Here is a 14,977-nt window from a genome sequence, read left to right on the forward strand (position 1 = left end):
CTTCTTCACTTTGCTGCGCAGCATATGGTCAATCCTGCTAAAATCACCCTGGATGCGATCGACCTGAAAATCCTCGCCGAGCTGCAGGCCGACGCCCGGATTCCGAATATCGTGCTGGCCGAGAAGGTCGGGTTGTCGCCGTCGCCATGCTCGCGGCGGGTCAAGCTCTTGGAGCAGGCCGGCGTGCTGGCGAGCTATCGGGCGCTGGTCGACCGCGCCGCGGTCGGGCTAGCGGTCACGGCGTTTGCGTTCATCCGGGTCGAGCGGCATTCCCGCGACAATGCCGAGAGCTTCATCGAAGCCGTGCAGACGATGCCGGAAGTGATCGCCTGCCATCTGGTGTCCGGAGACAGCGACTTCCTGCTCGAAGTGGTAGTGCCGGACATCGCCAGCTATGAGACCACCGTGCTGCGGGGCCTGCTGGCGCTGCCAACAGTGCGCGACATCCGCACCTCGTTCGCGATGCGCAGCTACAAGCTCAGCGGGCCGTTGCCGCTGCCGGCGGCGTGATCACGCCGGCAGGTGCTGTCTCACCCAGCGCACGATCTCTCCCGCCGGCATCGCGCCCGAGGTCCGGGCGCGCTCGCGTCCGTTGTCGAACAGGATCATGGTCGGGATGCCCTGGATGCCGAGCCGGCCGGCGACCTGCTGTTCGTTGTCGGAGTTGAGCTTGATCAGGCGGACATTCGGCTCCAGCTCATGCGCGGCCTGCTCGTAGGCCGGCGCCATTGCTCGGCACGGTCCGCACCACGGCGCCCAGACATCGACCAGCACCGGCACGCTGCTGCGCGACACCTGCTTGTCGAGCTGATCGCCGCTGACGTCGGCCGGATGGCCTTCGAACAGTCTATGACCGCACTTGCCGCATTTGCCGTCCAGCGCCGGCCGCTGCTCCGGCAGCCGATTGACCCCGCCGCAATGCGTGCACACCACGAGACGGTCGGACATCGTCGGATCTCCTCGATCGATTATCTAGGCGTTCCCTTCGTCATTGCGAGGAGGCGAAGCCGCCGAAGCAATCCAGTTCGGCGGGCGCGGCTGTTGGATTGTTTCGCCTTCGGCCCCGCAATGACGGTGCGAGGCGTCGCTATGGCACCAGCACCGCCGCACCGAGCAGTTCGCCCGCGCGGAGTTTGTTCAAAACCGTGTTGGCCTCACGTAGCGGAAAGGCATGGGTCTCGGTCCGGATGCCGGCCTGCTGCGCCACCTCGAGAAAATCGACACCGTCCTGCCGGGTGAGGTTGGCGACCGAAACGAGCTGGCGTTCCTCCCACAGCAGGTCGTACGGAAAGCTCGGGATGTCGCTCATATGGATGCCGGCGCAGACCACGCGGCCGCCTTTGCGCACCGCCTTCAGCGCGGCTGGTACCAGGCTGCCAACCGGCGCGTAGATGATCGCGGCGTCGAGCGGCTGCGGCGGTTGCTCCTCGGAAGCGCCGGCCCACACTGCGCCGAGGCTGCGGGCGAAGTCCTGAGCCGCGACATCGCCGCCGCGAGTGAAGGCGTACACCTGCCGTCCTTGCCAGCGCGCGACCTGCGCCACGATATGGCCGGCGTCACCGAAGCCGTAGATTCCGAGCCGCTCGGCCGCGCCGGCGATCACCAGCGAGCGCCAGCCGATCAGTCCGGCGCACAGTAGCGGCGCAATCGCAACGTCATCGCCGGCCTCGCCGAGCGGAAATGCGTAGCGCGCGTCGGCGATGGCGTGAGACGCAAATCCGCCGTCGCGGGTGTAGCCGGTGAACAGCGGCGCATCGCACAGATTCTCCATGCCGCTTCGGCAGTAGCGGCACAGCCCGCAAGTGTGGCCGAGCCAGGGAATGCCGACGCGGTCACCGATCTGATGTGTGGTGACCCCAGCGCCGACCGCCGCGACGCGGCCGACGATCTCATGGCCGGGAATGATCGGATAACGGATGTTCGGCAATTCGCCATCGACGACGTGAAGGTCAGTGCGGCAGACGCCGCAAGCGCTCACCGTGACCAGCACCTCGCCGTCACCCGGCTGCGGCGTGTCGCGCGATTGCCATTGCAGCGACGTGCCCGGTGCCGTCAGCACCATCGCATCCATCGCGGGCTCCTGGGTCGGAGATCGGATACGATGGATATAGCGCGCGTGGCCTTATCGATCAAAGCCGAGCCGATCAGCTCCGTTCGCGCGCCACCCAGTTTTCGCCCTGCTTGCGGTAAAGCTTCTTCACCGCAGCCCATGCGACGCGATGTGCGGTAGCCTCCTGCTCCTCCGGGCCTCGATCCTGGTACTCGGCGAAGGCGTTGTTGAAGGCCGCGATGTAGATCTCCTGAGCGTGCAGTGGCAGCCGGACTTGCAGTCCCGGCGCAAGATCGTCGGTGGAAGCATAAGGCACGCGGGCCCTCCCTTGTCGCGCCGCTTCGCCGAGGAACTGGCTTCCGTGATCGCCCGTTCCTGGCTGTGCGTCGCTACCTGTCGCGACGCTCGCATCCGATTGCGGCAAGCTCGCGTCGCAGGTCTGGCGTTGACGCCGGTCAATCGGCCGGCCCGTTGCGGCTCCTAGACTGAAGCGAGCTCGGCCGGTCAGGCCCGGCCAACAAAATAACAAGCACGGGGAGATGGCGATGACGTCTCCAGCTTCGGACTTGCCGCCGCTCAGCGGTCGTTCGTTCGCGGTGCTGCGCGAACTGATGGTCGAGCGCCAGATCGCAGCGCGCGGCGTGCATGATCCGCGCGTGCTTGCCGCGATGCGCAAGGTGCCGCGCGAAGCCTTCCTGCCGGAACCGATGCGTGATCTGGCGTACGAAGACGCGCCGGTGCCGATCGCCGCCGAGCAGACGATGTCGCAGCCCTACATCGTGGCGCTGATGGTCGAGGCGCTGTTACTGCAGGGCAGCGACAACGTGCTCGAAATCGGCGCCGGCTCCGGTTATGCCGCCGCGGTGCTCGGCGAGATCGCCGGTCATGTCACCACGGTGGAGCGCATCGCTACGCTGGCGGACGCTGCGGCGGCGAAGCTCGCCGAGCTCGGTTACGGCGATGTCGACGTGCATCGGAGCGATGGCACCCGCGGTTGGCCCGCAGCGGCGCCTTACGACGCGATCGTGGTCGCCGCCGGCGGGCCGCAGGTGCCGGAGTCGCTGAAGGCCCAGCTCAAGATCGGCGGACGGCTGGTGATGCCGGTCGGAGCCGATCAGCAAGCCCAGGAACTGGTGCGGCTGACGCGGCTCGGCGAGGCCGATTTCAAGCGCGAGCATCTCGGCGACGTGCGTTTCGTGCCGCTGCTCGGCGCCGAAGGCTGGCAGCAGCCGGAGCCGGCCGGCAGGACGGCACGCGAAAAGGGATGATCGACCTTGCGGAAGATCAGCATTGCCCGATCTTCATCGGTCTGGAACAAAGGCGGTGCTAAAGTTCGAGGATTGGCCGTCGGCGCCCGTCACGGCCCCCCTCTCGACCACTTCGAATCAAATCCAACAAGACGCAGCCGGGGAGCGCGACATGATCAAGGATCTCATCGTCAATCTCGAACGTAGCAAGGATCGCCAGCAGATCACCGACATTGCGCTCGGCGTCGCCGAGCTGTTCGGCGCCCATGTGGCCGGCTGCTGCTTCGCCTATGATTCGCTGCCGAGCTTCACGATGCCGGACTTTCCGTCAGACGTGCTGAGCAAGATGCTGGCGGCGAGCGAAGAAGCGGCGCGCGCAGCGGTCGCCCAATTCGAAACCGCCTGCAAACGCGAGGGCGTCTCGGCCGAGCATCATCTGCTCGAGACCGCCTATGGCACCTCGGGACGTTTCCCGAAGATGGCGCGCCGGTTCGATCTGTCGGTGATCATGCAGTCGGATGCCGAGAACGGCGACAACGACATTCTGATCGAGCAGGTGCTGTTCGATTCGGGGCGGCCGCTGTTGATCGTTCCTTACATCCAGAAGACTCCGGTCAAGCTCGATCGCGTGATCTGCTGCTGGGACGGCAGCCGCGCCGCGACCCGCGCCATCAACGACGCCAAGCCGTTCCTGCGCCGCGCCGGACAGGTCGAACTGGTGATCGTACGCGATCACAAGGTGCGCGATCCCAATGAGCTGCGCGGCATCGAGATGGCCAATCACTTGGCGCGCTATGACGTCAAGGTCGACATCAAGACCATCACGGCGCCCGATATCGGCGTCTCCGGCACGATCTTGTCGCATGTCGCCGATACCTCGGCCGACCTCTTGGTGATGGGCGGCTACGGCCACTCCCGCCTGCGCGAATTCGTGCTCGGCGGCGTCACCCGCGAGATGCTGACGTCGATGACCGTGCCGGTGCTGATGTCGCATTGAAGCGGTCGTTCGGCACTCCCGCCAAATCCCGATCGTCATTCCGGGGCGCGCGCAGCGCGAACCCGGAATCCCGAGATTGTTGCGGATCAGGCCGTTTCCACCACGTCGGGATTCCGGGTTCGCTTGCTAACGCAAATGCCCCGGAATGACCGCTGGATTTCTTCGCTTCGCTCACAATGACGGGCAGCGAAGTAACGTTACACACACTTCCGAATATACGGCCGGTTGATCTCCCACAATTCGTCCAGGATCTTTTCGGCCGCGATGGCCGAGTTGACCACCGGATCGATCAGCAGCGCCTGCAGGGCCAGTTCCTTCGAGGCGTGGACGGCGGCCTCGACCGCGAGCTGCTGCACGCTGGCCTGCATCAGCATCAGCTTGGCGATCGGGTCGGGCAACGGGCCGAGCGACACCGGATGCACGCCGGCAGCATCCACCGTCACCGGGACTTCGACCGCGAGCTCCGCCGGCAGGTTGGGGATCACGCCGCGATTGATGACGATGCCGGATTCGATGAAGCGCTTCTGGTTGTGCAGCATCGCGGCGATCACCGCGGCGCCGCGCTCGCCCGACGGTTCGGTCCACCACTGCGGAATCGGCATGGTGCCGCCGAGCACGCCATTCAGCTGGGTGAGAAATTCGCCGCGCCAGCGTTCGTCCTGGTCGAAATCGTAGCCCTTCTCGCCGGCTTCCCAGCCATACGGCAGATACTCGCCGAGATGATCATCGCTGCAGGTCAGCCAATAGCCGAACGCGCGATACAGCCGTCGCGTGAACCGCCACGCATCGGGATCAAAGCTCTGTTCGGCGGCGCGAAACCGCGGATACAGATCCTCGCCGGTGTCGCGGTGACGGATCTCGGTCAGACACTGGAAGTGATTGAGCCCGGCGCCCCACACTTCAATCTCTTCGCGCGGCATCTGCATGATGTAGGCGACCGCGTCGCGGCCCATGAAGATGCCGTGACATAGCCCGATGTGGCGCACCTTGGTGTAGCGGCCGAGCGCCAGAATGATCCGGCTTTCGGGATTGGAGTAGTTGAGGAACAGCGCGGTCGGGCACAGCTCCTCGATGTCGCGGATGAAGTCGAACACCAAAGGGAGCGTGCGCAGCGTGAAGAACAATCCGCCCGGGCCGCCGTTCTCGCCGAGGGCGTGACGGATGCCGTGCTTCTTCGGTACCTCGAAGTCCTGCTTCCACAGCCGGTTGCGATCGATCGCGGTGGCGTTGATGACGAAGCCTGCGCCGTCCAGTGCGGCGCGGCGGTCGGTGGTCTGTTCGATGATCAGTCCGGCACCGGACCTTGCGTTCATCAGCTTCGCCAGCTCGGTCATTCTGCCGAGCGCTTCCGGATTGCGTCCGACCAGCGTCAGCGTCGAGCCGGCCAACACCGGCGACGCGAACAGGTCACGAAACATGCTGAGACCGAACGACGCACTGGAGGCGCCGAGGAACACGATCTTGGTGGTGTTGGTCATCTCAGGTCGCCTCCGCCTGCAGGCCGTTTAGCCGCGTGAGACGGGGCGATCCGCGCACGGGCTTTCGCCTGCTATCCGCTGCGAACGGATATGAAGTGAACCGCACCCGTGCGGACGCGGTCTTGACGCCGATCAACGGCACCGGCAGATGGCCACGCCACACTGACTGCCCGCCCGCCTGTCGAAATTTCATCAAAAGCATCAAACCGGAGTGCGCCTCGCGATGGTCGACATCGTCACCCTTACGCCCAATCCTGCGATCGACCTGTCGACGTCGGTCGAGCGTTTGGTGCCGAGCCGCAAGCTGCGCTGTGCGGCGCAGAAGCGCGACCCCGGCGGTGGTGGTATCAACGTGGCGCGTGTGGTCCAGCGGCTCGGGGGAAACGTCGAGGCGATCTTTCCGGCCGGCGGCTTCACCGGCAAGCTGCTCAAGCTGCTGCTCGACGAGGAGAACGTCCCAAACCGCATCGTCGAAGCGGTCGCGGAGACCCGCGAGGACTTCTCGGTCAGCGAAAATGCTACCGGCGAACAATTCCGCTTCGTGCTGCCCGGCCTGCCGCTGGCCGAGCACGAATGGCGCGGCATGCTGGAGACTCTGGCGGCGACCTCGCCGGCGCCGAAGATCGTGATCGGCAGCGGTAGCCTGCCGCCGGGCGTGCCGGTCGATTTCTACGCGCAGGCCGCCGCGGTGGCGAAACAGATCGGCGCGAAGTTCTTCCTCGATACCTCCGGCAAGCCGCTGACCGCGGCGCTGGCGCAGGGCGTCACGCTGATCAAGCCGAACCTGCGCGAGATGCAGGAGCTCGCCGGCCGCCCGCTCGGCTGCGAGAAGGAATGGGTCGACGCTGCGCGCGCGCATATCACGGCCGGTCAGGTCGAGATCGTGGCGCTGTCCCTCGGCCATCTCGGCGCGCTGCTGGTCACCAAGGACCAGGCGCTGCGGTCGCCGGCGTTGCCGGTGACCCCGGTGTCGACGGTCGGTGCCGGTGACAGCTTCCTGGCTGCCATCGCGCATCGCCTGGCGCAGGGCGGTTCGGTCGCGGACGCGTTCCGGCTCGGTCTTGCGGCCGGCTCGGCGACTCTCACCGTGCACGGCACGCAGCTGTGCGGGCCGGCCGAGGTCGAACGGCTGTACGGGCAGGTGATCATCGAGCCGATCTGAGCGGGCGCCTCGGTTCTGGTTGCTCGCGCGGTTTTGCCGCGCCGCGCAGGAACCGTTCGCGGAACCCCTGGTTGACGTGCGCAATGGCTGGCGGCGCGTTGCCAGGGAGTGCGCATGTCCCAAGACGAAGCCCGACTTCAAGACACCGACATCCCTGACACCGCCGACGGCACGGTCACCTATGATGGCCCGGCGGGCGGTTGGGGGTCGCTGCAGGGGATCAGTCAGATCTTCGGCAGGGAGTGGAGTTCGCCGGCCGCGATCGAAACCCTGATGCGCCAAAACAAGCCAAAAGGCTTCATGTGCGTCTCGTGCTCCTGGGCCAAACCCGCCGACCACCACACGTTCGAATTCTGCGAGAACGGCGCCAAGGCGACGCTGTGGGAGCTGACCAGCGCGCGCTGCACGCCGGAGTTCTTCGCCGAGCACAGCGTCACCGAGCTGCGCGGCTGGGCCGACTACGACCTTGAAATGCAGGGCCGGCTGACCGAGCCGATGCGCTATGACGCAACGACCGATCACTACGTGCCGTGTTCGTGGGACGAAGCGTTTCAGGCGATCGGCGAGCATCTGCGTTCGCTCGACCCGAAATCGGTGATCTTCTACGCCTCCGGCCGCGCCAGCCTGGAGACGTCGTATCTTTATGCGCTGTTTGCGCGGCTGTACGGCAACAACAACCTGCCCGACAGCTCCAACATGTGCCACGAGACCACCTCGGTGGCGCTGAAGAAGCTGCTCGGCGTCGGCGTCGGTACAGTCGTGTTCGACGATCTGGCGAAGTGCGACGCGATGTTCTTCTTCGGCCAGAACACCGGATCGAATAGCCCGCGCTTTCTGCACCCGCTGCAGGAAGCCGCCAAGCGCGGCGTCGAGATCATCACGTTCAATCCGGTGCGCGAGAAGGGGCTCGAAAGCTTCGTCAATCCGCAGAACCCGGCCGAGATGCTGACCGGGCGCAAAACCCGGATCAGCAGCCAATATCATCAGGTCAAAGCCGGCGGCGATGTCGCCGTGCTGATCGGCTTGTGCAAGCATGTGTTCGCCCGCGACGACGAGGCGAGGCGCGAGGGGCGCCGCGTGCTCGACGTCGATTTCATCGAAGTGCACACCCATGGTCTCGACGAATTCGAAGCCAAGGTTCGCGCCATCTCCTGGGACGAGATCGAGCGCGAGTCGGGTCTCAGCCGGGAGGCGATCGAGTCCGCCGGCGATGTTTATGTGAAAGCCGAGCGTGTGATCGGTGTCTATGGCATGGGCCTGACCCAGCACGCCCACGGTTTTCTCAACGTCGCGATGTTCGTCAATCTGCTGCTGCTGAGGGGAAATATTGGCCGCGACGGCACCGGCATTTCGCCGGTGCGCGGCCACTCCAACGTGCAGGGCCAGCGGACCGTCGGCATCTCGGAGAAGCCCGAGCTCGTGCCGCTGGACAAGATGGCCGAGCAGTTCGGGTTCGACCCGCCGCGCGACAAGGGCATGAACACGGTGGAGGCGTGCCACGGTCTCCTTGAAGGCAAGGTCCGAGCCTTCATCAGCCTCGGCGGCAATTTCGTTCGGGCGATCCCGGAGCGTGATGCGATGGAAGCCGCCTGGACGCGGATGCAGCTCACGGTGCAGATCGCCACCAAGCTGAATCGCAGCCATCTGATCAACGGCAAGGCCGCCTATCTGCTGCCCTGCCTCGGCCGCACCGAGCAGGATATCCAAGCGACCGGCCCTCAAGCGGTGACGATGGAAGATACATTCAGTTGCATTCAGGGCTCGATCGGTCTGCGCAAGCCGGCCAGCGAGCAGCTCAAGTCGGAGCTGGCGATCGTCGCCGGCATCGCCAAGGCGACGCTGCCGGACAACCCGAAGCTGAAATGGGACGACTGGGTCGGCGACTACGGCCTGGTGCGTGACCTGATCGCCGAGAGCTATCCGGAGATGTTTCACGACTTCAACGACCGGATGTTTACGCCCGGCGGGTTCTACAAGGGCAACGCGGCGCGCGAGCGGATCTGGAAGACCGAAAGCGGCAAGGCGGAGTTCACCACGCCGGACCGTCTGAATTCGATCGGCTTCGACGATGCGCCCGGCCGCTACCGGTTGATGACGCTGCGCTCCAACGATCAGTTCAACACCACAATCTACGGCATGAGTGACCGGCTGCGCGGCATCGAGGGACGCCGCGACGTGTTGCTGATCAATCCGGACGAGATGGCACGCGCCGGGCTGAGCGAAGGCCAGGAGGTCTGGCTCGAAGGCGACGCCGGTGACGGCGTGCATCGCGAAGCCGGGCCGCTCCGGGTGACACCGTTCAGGCTGCCCGATGGCTGCCTCGGCGCCTATTATCCGGAGATGAACTCGTTGATGCCGGTGTGGCACCATGACGACCCGTCGAAAACGCCGGCGGCCAAATCGGTGCCGGTGCGGATTCGGACCTGAGGCGGCATTCCAGCTTGATCCACGTCATCGCCTGTTCACGCCGTTCGATTAAGCCGCGGCAGGATGCGTCGTGTCGCACGCGCGTCATGCGGCCGGGTTGCGGCTTGCTCCAGCCGAATGATCGAGTTGCGCCAGCGCACGGCGGGGTGGCATTGCAAGGCTTGCACGCGTCGGCCACTATGCGGCGCTGCGACATCGCCGTCGGAACGCGCAAGACACCGTCGCGCACAGTGGGAATGGCCGGTTTCCGGCCGCTGGAATGAGAGGCCGCATGAGTCAAGGTGTCACCGCTCCGTTCGCCCGTCATGCGATGGCTTACGTGCTGGCGGGGGGACGCGGCAGCCGGCTGATGGAGCTCACCGACTGGCGTGCCAAACCTGCGGTGTATTTCGGCGGCAAATCCCGCATCATCGATTTCGCGCTGTCGAACGCGCTGAATTCGGGTATCCGCCGCATCGCGGTGGCGACGCAGTACAAGGCCCACAGCCTGATTCGGCATCTGCAGCGCGGCTGGAACTTCTTCCGCCCGGAGCGCAACGAGAGCTTCGACATTCTGCCGGCCAGTCAGCGCGTCTCGGAAGAGATGTGGTACCGGGGGACGGCCGACGCCGTCTTTCAGAACATCGACATCATCGAGAGCTACGATCCGAAGTTCATCGTGCTGCTGGCGGGCGACCACGTCTACAAGATGGACTACGAGAAGATGCTGCAGCAGCACGTCGAGCAAGGCGCCGACGTCACGGTCGGCTGCCTCGAAGTGCCGCGCGCCGAAGCGACCGCGTTCGGCGTGATGCACACCGATACGACCGACCGCATCATCTCGTTCCTGGAAAAGCCGGCCGATCCGCCGGCGATGCCCGGCAAGGCCGACAAGTCGCTGGTCAGCATGGGCATCTACGTGTTCGAGACCAAGTTTCTGCTCGACGAGCTGCGCCGTGACGCAGCCGATCCGAATTCGTCGCACGATTTCGGCAAGGACATCATCCCCTACATCGTCAAGCACGGCAAAGCGGTGGCGCATCACTTCGACAAGTCGTGCCGCCGGTCGAGTTCGGAGGCCGTCAGCTATTGGCGTGACGTCGGCACGGTTGACGCGTATTGGGCGGCCAATATCGATCTCACTGACATCGTGCCGGAGCTCGACCTGTATGATCGCGAGTGGCCGATCTGGACCTATGGCGAGATCACCCCGCCGGCGAAATTCGTCCACGACAAGGAAGGCCGCCGCGGCGAAGCGGTGTCGTCGCTGGTGTCCGGCGGCTGCATCATCTCAGGCGCGTCGCTGCGACACTCGCTGCTGTTCACCGGCGTTCGCGTTCACTCGTTCTCCCATGTCGAGAACACTGTGGTGCTGCCTTACGCCGACATCGGCCGCTCGTGCCGGCTGAAGAATGTGGTGATCGATGCCGAGGTCAAGCTGCCGGCCGGTCTGGTGGTCGGTGAAGATCCAGAGTTTGACGCGAAGCGCTTCAGGCGTACCGAAAACGGCATCTGTCTGATTACCCGCGCGATGATCGAGAAGCTCGACGCATGACGACACTGGCGGTTCTATCTGTTGCGTCGGAACTGTTTCCGCTGATCAAGACCGGGGGCCTCGCCGATGTGGCCGGCGCATTGCCGGCCGCCCTGCGTGCCAACGACGTCGCCGTCACCTCGCTGCTGCCGGGCTATCCGGCGGTGCTCGGCGGTATCGAGGATCCGCAGCAGGTCCACAGCTTCAACGAGCTGTTCGGCGGCACCGCGCGGCTGCTGGCGGCGCGCTGCGGCGATCTCGATCTATTTGTGCTCGACGCTCCGCATCTCTATGTCCGGCCCGGCAATCCCTATGTCGGCCCGGATGGCAAGGACTGGCCCGACAACGGCCTGCGTTTTGCGGCGCTGGCGCAGGTCGGCGCCGCGCTCGGCCAGGGCCTGCTGCCGCACTACAAGCCGGATGTGCTGCACGCCCATGACTGGCAGACCGGGCTGTTGCCAGCCTATCTGAAATATAGCGGCCGGCCTGGGCCGAAGACTGTCTTCACCATCCACAATCTGGCGTTCCAGGGGAGGTTTCCCTACGAGCTGCTCGGCAGGCTGGGCCTGCCGGAGCGCGCCTTCGGTCTCGACGGCATCGAGTATTACGGCGGTATCGGTTATCTCAAGGCCGGCCTGCAACTCGCCGACCGCATCACCACCGTGTCGCCGACCTACGCGGCCGAGATCCAGGGTTCGGAAGCCGGCATGGGCCTCGACGGCCTGCTGCGGCTGCGCGCCGATCGGCTGTCCGGCATCCTCAACGGCATCGATACCGACGTCTGGAATCCGGCCAGCGATGCGTTGATCTCCGCCACCTACGATGTCGAAAGCATCGCAGCCCGCGCCCGCAACAAGAAGGTGCTGCAAGCGCGGTTCGGTCTGAAGCCCGAGCCGGGCGCATTGCTGTACGGCGTGATCAGCCGGCTGTCGTGGCAGAAGGGGCTCGATCTCTTGCTCGAAGCCCTGCCGCAATTGATCGGTGGTGGTGCCCAGCTCGCCCTGCTCGGCTCCGGCGATGCCGAACTCGAACAGGGCTACGCGGCCGCGGCTCGCAAGTATCCCGGCCAGGTCGGCGCAGTGATCGGCTACGACGAAGCGCTCGCGCATCAGATCCAGGCCGGCGCCGACGCGCTGCTTGTGCCGTCGCGATTCGAACCCTGCGGCCTGACGCAGCTCTGCGCCCTGCGCTATGGCGCGGTGCCAGTGGTGGCGCGGGTGGGCGGTCTGGCCGATACGGTGGTCGACGCCAACGAGATGGCGACTGCCACAGGCGTCGCGACCGGCGTCCAGTTCGCACCGGTGACGACTGACGCGCTGATCAAGGCGTTCGGCAAAACCCGCGCGCTGTTTGCAGACGTCGTCGCCTGGCGCAATCTGCAGATCAACGGCATGACCACTGATGTGTCCTGGAAGAACCCGGCGCAGCACTACGCGAAGCTGTATCGCGATCTGGTGGCGGAGCGCTGAGCCGGTCGCCGGCGAGGTGTGCCCATCATCCCCGGTATTGTGGCGCAAACGCCACAAGCATTTGAGCCGGTAATCATCCATATCCACCGGCATGAGCCCGAACGGCAATCAGTACGCTGTTCACCTCTTGAAGGATCTCCGCGCCACCTTGGACGGGGCTCGCCAGGCCGAAACAACAATCCGAGATCGGGAGGAGTAGCTAGGCCACCTCGACGCCTCGCTGCGCATTATTCATCCCGACTATAGGGTCGACAGCGTCGCTCCCAAGCGATGCGCCGCGTCAAGCTGTTCGGAGGCGGGGAGCTTAACCGGCTCATCCTGGACGCGTTGGGGCGCTTAAGGGCGCCACTGTCAGGCTGGAAATCGCCTAGGCTATCGTGGTCGTGAAGGGCTATGGCGCGGAGGCGTTGCCGGCCTCGCCAAGCGCGGGCGAATCTCACCGATGAGGAGTTACCAGAACGGCTCAAAGCGTACCGCTTCTCCGAACCCAAGGTGAGTATTGCTAATAAGCCATCGCGCGTCGCTAACCGCATCGTTCTTCTTCGTCTATCTTGCGGTGATGGAGCTTCAGGGAGTAGCTTTGGAGGTGATTTAGAAGAGGCGAAAAAACTACGTAGAGTATTTTGAGCATAAAAAAATAACGCGATACCTTCGACATAAAGCCGGATACCAAGGCAGGAATCTTGATGGGGCTTAAAGAAGATTACGAAGCCAAAAAGGCCGCAGATGAGGACCGGTACAACAGAAAACAGCGGGCCGACAAAGAAGCTAAATGGGCGCGGGAGAGTTTTCTCCGCCACCCAGATAGAATGATCAAGTACACTGGATACTTGCAGCTTTATACCCTCGTCCTCTCCGTCTCTACCATCCTTCTTTTCGCCGCTACAATTTACAATGCAGTGGTGCTGCATTCCACCGATGAGAAAATCGGGGAGTCCTATACCGCGGTCCAGCGGCCATTCGTTACCGCCAAGGATGTGATAGTCGATGAGAATGTGATGCCGGGCTACTGGATGTTCGGCGTTCGATTCGAGAACAATGGGAACACCCCAACTTACAAAATGAACTACTCGTCCATTTCCAGTCTCAGCCTCCCAACTGACCCGGAAGATGCGCCGCGCGATCCAAGTCAAATTGTATCTAAAGGCACCGCCTTGATCGGACCTAAGGGGCAGTACCTTCCGGAAGGAACTCAAAGCGGAATATTGGTAAAGACCGCGGAAGAACTCGCCGCCTCCAGAGGTAAATATTTCATTCGTGGTGTGGCTCGCTATCGCGATCTCTTCAAGGGATCGGAGGAACACATCACAAAGTACTGCTTTGCGGTCACCCCATACCTTGAAGGCAACATTCTGAAGGCAGGAATTCAGCGCTGCCTTTACTGGAACTGCGCAGACGACGAGTGCAAGGAAGACAAAGAGCGCTACGAAGCCGCACTCAAGAAGGTGAACACTCCCAAATAGCGCCGCCGCCCATCGGTTGACGGGGCTAATCCCACCGCAAACTGCCGCCATCCACCAGGAGAGGCGGCATGGCCAAACGTCGGAAGCAATCCCAAAAGCCCACTCATAACCCGGACTTCTGGTTCAAGGCGGCGGACTCTGTCGCCCGCATTATTGAGGCTGTTGCACTCCTTGTAGGTAAGTTTTGGACTTGATCGGCGCTTGTGGCGTTCGTGCCATAATACCGATCATCCCCAGCATCTCGCCTTGCCGCAGCGATGGTCTTGATCGCCGTCGCGGCTCGTGACAGCGATACTGTCACGACGATCCCGCCAAGGGACGCGAACGACAACAAGGGAGAAACCCATGCCCGGCCAGGATACCGTGCTGATCGAGCGCGACGGTCCGGTGACCATCGTCACGATTAATCGCCCCGAGCGCCGCAACGCCGTTGATGGCGCGACCGCCAAAAAACTGTACGACGCCTTCCTGGCGTTCGATGCCGACGAGTCCGCTTCCGTTGCGGTGTTCACCGGCGCGGGCGGCACGTTCTGCGCCGGGGCCGATTTGAAAGCGGTGGCGGCGGGCGATGCCGAAAAGAAGCGCGAAATCGCCGGCCACAATACGCTGGCGCCGATGGGGCCGAGCCGTCTGCGGCTGTCCAAGCCGGTGATCGCGGCGGTCGAGGGCTTTGCGGTCGCCGGCGGGCTCGAACTGGCGCTGTGGGCCGATATGCGCGTGGTCGCCGAAGACGCGACGTTCGGGGTGTTCTGCCGCCGTTTCGGCGTGCCGCTGATCGATCTCGGCACCATCCGGTTGCCGCGGCTGATCGGCCATTCGCAGGCGATGGATCTGATCCTCACCGGCCGGCCGGTGGCGGCCGACGAGGCGCACCGCATCGGCCTCGCCAACCGCTTGGTGCCGCGCGGTGAAGCGCTGCCGAGGGCGATCGAACTCGCCAAGCAGATCTCGCAATTTCCGCAAACCTGCCTGCGCGCCGACCGGCTGTCCGCCTTCCAGCAATGGGATCTGCCCGAAGAAGACGCGATCATGAACGAGATGCGCGGCGGGCTGAAGGTCATCCAGTCCGGCGAGACTCTGTCCGGAGCGACCCGCTTCGCCCAGGGCGAAGGGCGGCATGGGGCGTTCGGCAAGCCGGCTCCATGATCAGGCGTAGCGACCAGGCCGGGAC

General features: G+C 64.2%; 13 protein-coding genes. 9 read left to right on the forward strand and 4 right to left on the reverse strand.

Features of this window, described 5'->3' with window-relative positions; all coding sequences use genetic code 11:
- Window positions 1-24 precede the first annotated feature (24 nt).
- Window positions 25-510, forward strand: a complete 486-nt coding sequence (locus HZF03_RS01885) for an Lrp/AsnC family transcriptional regulator (RefSeq protein ID WP_119017604.1) — start codon at window positions 25-27, stop codon at window positions 508-510.
- Here HZF03_RS01885 and trxC read toward each other — a convergent pair whose 3' ends face one another.
- The 3 genes from trxC to HZF03_RS01900 all read right to left on the reverse strand — a co-directional run bounded on the left by trxC (window position 511) and on the right by HZF03_RS01900 (window position 2,366).
- Window positions 511-948 carry a thioredoxin TrxC gene (gene trxC, locus HZF03_RS01890; RefSeq protein ID WP_119017603.1) on the reverse strand — a complete coding sequence of 146 codons (438 nt, stop codon included), beginning with the start codon at window positions 946-948 and terminating at the stop codon, window positions 511-513.
- Between the two features lie 139 nt (window positions 949-1,087).
- Window positions 1,088-2,071, reverse strand: coding sequence for a zinc-dependent alcohol dehydrogenase family protein (locus HZF03_RS01895; protein WP_119017602.1), 984 nt, complete (start codon window positions 2,069-2,071; stop codon window positions 1,088-1,090).
- 73 nt (window positions 2,072-2,144) lie between these two features.
- Complete coding sequence (locus HZF03_RS01900; RefSeq protein WP_011155943.1) at window positions 2,145-2,366, reverse strand: ChaB family protein; 222 nt, start codon at window positions 2,364-2,366, stop codon at window positions 2,145-2,147.
- A gap of 229 nt (window positions 2,367-2,595) precedes the next feature.
- Here HZF03_RS01900 and HZF03_RS01905 point away from each other — a divergent pair, with 229 nt between their 5' ends.
- Window positions 2,596-3,318 carry a protein-L-isoaspartate(D-aspartate) O-methyltransferase gene (locus HZF03_RS01905; RefSeq protein WP_011155944.1) on the forward strand — a complete coding sequence of 241 codons (723 nt, stop codon included), beginning with the start codon at window positions 2,596-2,598 and terminating at the stop codon, window positions 3,316-3,318.
- 151 nt (window positions 3,319-3,469) lie between these two features.
- Window positions 3,470-4,294: a universal stress protein gene (locus HZF03_RS01910; RefSeq protein WP_119017601.1), complete on the forward strand. Its 825-nt coding sequence runs from the start codon at window positions 3,470-3,472 to the stop codon at window positions 4,292-4,294.
- A gap of 197 nt (window positions 4,295-4,491) precedes the next feature.
- Here HZF03_RS01910 and HZF03_RS01915 read toward each other — a convergent pair whose 3' ends face one another.
- Window positions 4,492-5,772 (reverse strand): alpha-glucosidase/alpha-galactosidase, encoded by a 1,281-nt coding sequence (locus HZF03_RS01915; protein WP_119017600.1) that lies wholly within the window; start codon window positions 5,770-5,772, stop codon window positions 4,492-4,494.
- A gap of 223 nt (window positions 5,773-5,995) precedes the next feature.
- On the opposite strand from HZF03_RS01915, the gene HZF03_RS01920 reads away from it, so the two are divergent.
- The 6 genes from HZF03_RS01920 (at window position 5,996) to HZF03_RS01945 (ending at window position 14,952) form a co-directional block, all read left to right on the forward strand.
- Window positions 5,996-6,934: a 1-phosphofructokinase gene (locus tag HZF03_RS01920; RefSeq protein WP_119017599.1), complete on the forward strand. Its 939-nt coding sequence runs from the start codon at window positions 5,996-5,998 to the stop codon at window positions 6,932-6,934.
- A 114-nt stretch (window positions 6,935-7,048) separates the two neighbouring features.
- Window positions 7,049-9,361: an FdhF/YdeP family oxidoreductase gene (locus HZF03_RS01925; protein ID WP_119017598.1), complete on the forward strand. Its 2,313-nt coding sequence runs from the start codon at window positions 7,049-7,051 to the stop codon at window positions 9,359-9,361.
- A 271-nt stretch (window positions 9,362-9,632) separates the two neighbouring features.
- Window positions 9,633-10,895 (forward strand): glucose-1-phosphate adenylyltransferase, encoded by a 1,263-nt coding sequence (glgC, locus tag HZF03_RS01930; RefSeq protein WP_011155949.1) that lies wholly within the window; start codon window positions 9,633-9,635, stop codon window positions 10,893-10,895.
- The gene (gene glgA, locus HZF03_RS01935) at window positions 10,892-12,343 is read left to right on the forward strand and encodes a glycogen synthase GlgA (protein WP_011155950.1); all 1,452 of its coding nucleotides are present in this window, start codon (window positions 10,892-10,894) and stop codon (window positions 12,341-12,343) included. The genes glgC and glgA overlap by 4 nt, the downstream gene beginning before the upstream one ends.
- Before the next feature lie 686 nt (window positions 12,344-13,029).
- The gene (locus HZF03_RS01940) at window positions 13,030-13,806 is read left to right on the forward strand and encodes a hypothetical protein (RefSeq protein WP_119017597.1); all 777 of its coding nucleotides are present in this window, start codon (window positions 13,030-13,032) and stop codon (window positions 13,804-13,806) included.
- Window positions 13,807-14,151: 345 nt separating this feature from the next.
- A complete protein-coding gene (locus HZF03_RS01945; protein WP_011155951.1) occupies window positions 14,152-14,952 on the forward strand; it encodes a crotonase/enoyl-CoA hydratase family protein in 801 nt (266 codons plus the stop codon).
- Window positions 14,953-14,977: the final 25 nt, after the last annotated feature.

Source organism: Rhodopseudomonas palustris, from assembly GCF_013415845.1.
Lineage (GTDB): Bacteria > Pseudomonadota > Alphaproteobacteria > Rhizobiales > Xanthobacteraceae > Rhodopseudomonas > Rhodopseudomonas palustris_F.

Coding starts and splice junctions, on each gene's coding strand:
- HZF03_RS01885 (WP_119017604.1), top strand. CDS start 25: ATGGTCAATCCTGCTAAAATCACCCTGGATGCGATCGACCTGAAAATC.
- trxC (WP_119017603.1), bottom strand. CDS start 948: ATGTCCGACCGTCTCGTGGTGTGCACGCATTGCGGCGGGGTCAATCGG.
- HZF03_RS01895 (WP_119017602.1), bottom strand. CDS start 2,071: ATGGATGCGATGGTGCTGACGGCACCGGGCACGTCGCTGCAATGGCAA.
- HZF03_RS01905 (WP_011155944.1), top strand. CDS start 2,596: ATGACGTCTCCAGCTTCGGACTTGCCGCCGCTCAGCGGTCGTTCGTTC.
- HZF03_RS01910 (WP_119017601.1), top strand. CDS start 3,470: ATGATCAAGGATCTCATCGTCAATCTCGAACGTAGCAAGGATCGCCAG.
- HZF03_RS01915 (WP_119017600.1), bottom strand. CDS start 5,772: ATGACCAACACCACCAAGATCGTGTTCCTCGGCGCCTCCAGTGCGTCG.
- HZF03_RS01920 (WP_119017599.1), top strand. CDS start 5,996: ATGGTCGACATCGTCACCCTTACGCCCAATCCTGCGATCGACCTGTCG.
- HZF03_RS01925 (WP_119017598.1), top strand. CDS start 7,049: ATGTCCCAAGACGAAGCCCGACTTCAAGACACCGACATCCCTGACACC.
- glgC (WP_011155949.1), top strand. CDS start 9,633: ATGAGTCAAGGTGTCACCGCTCCGTTCGCCCGTCATGCGATGGCTTAC.
- glgA (WP_011155950.1), top strand. CDS start 10,892: ATGACGACACTGGCGGTTCTATCTGTTGCGTCGGAACTGTTTCCGCTG.
- HZF03_RS01940 (WP_119017597.1), top strand. CDS start 13,030: ATGGGGCTTAAAGAAGATTACGAAGCCAAAAAGGCCGCAGATGAGGAC.
- HZF03_RS01945 (WP_011155951.1), top strand. CDS start 14,152: ATGCCCGGCCAGGATACCGTGCTGATCGAGCGCGACGGTCCGGTGACC.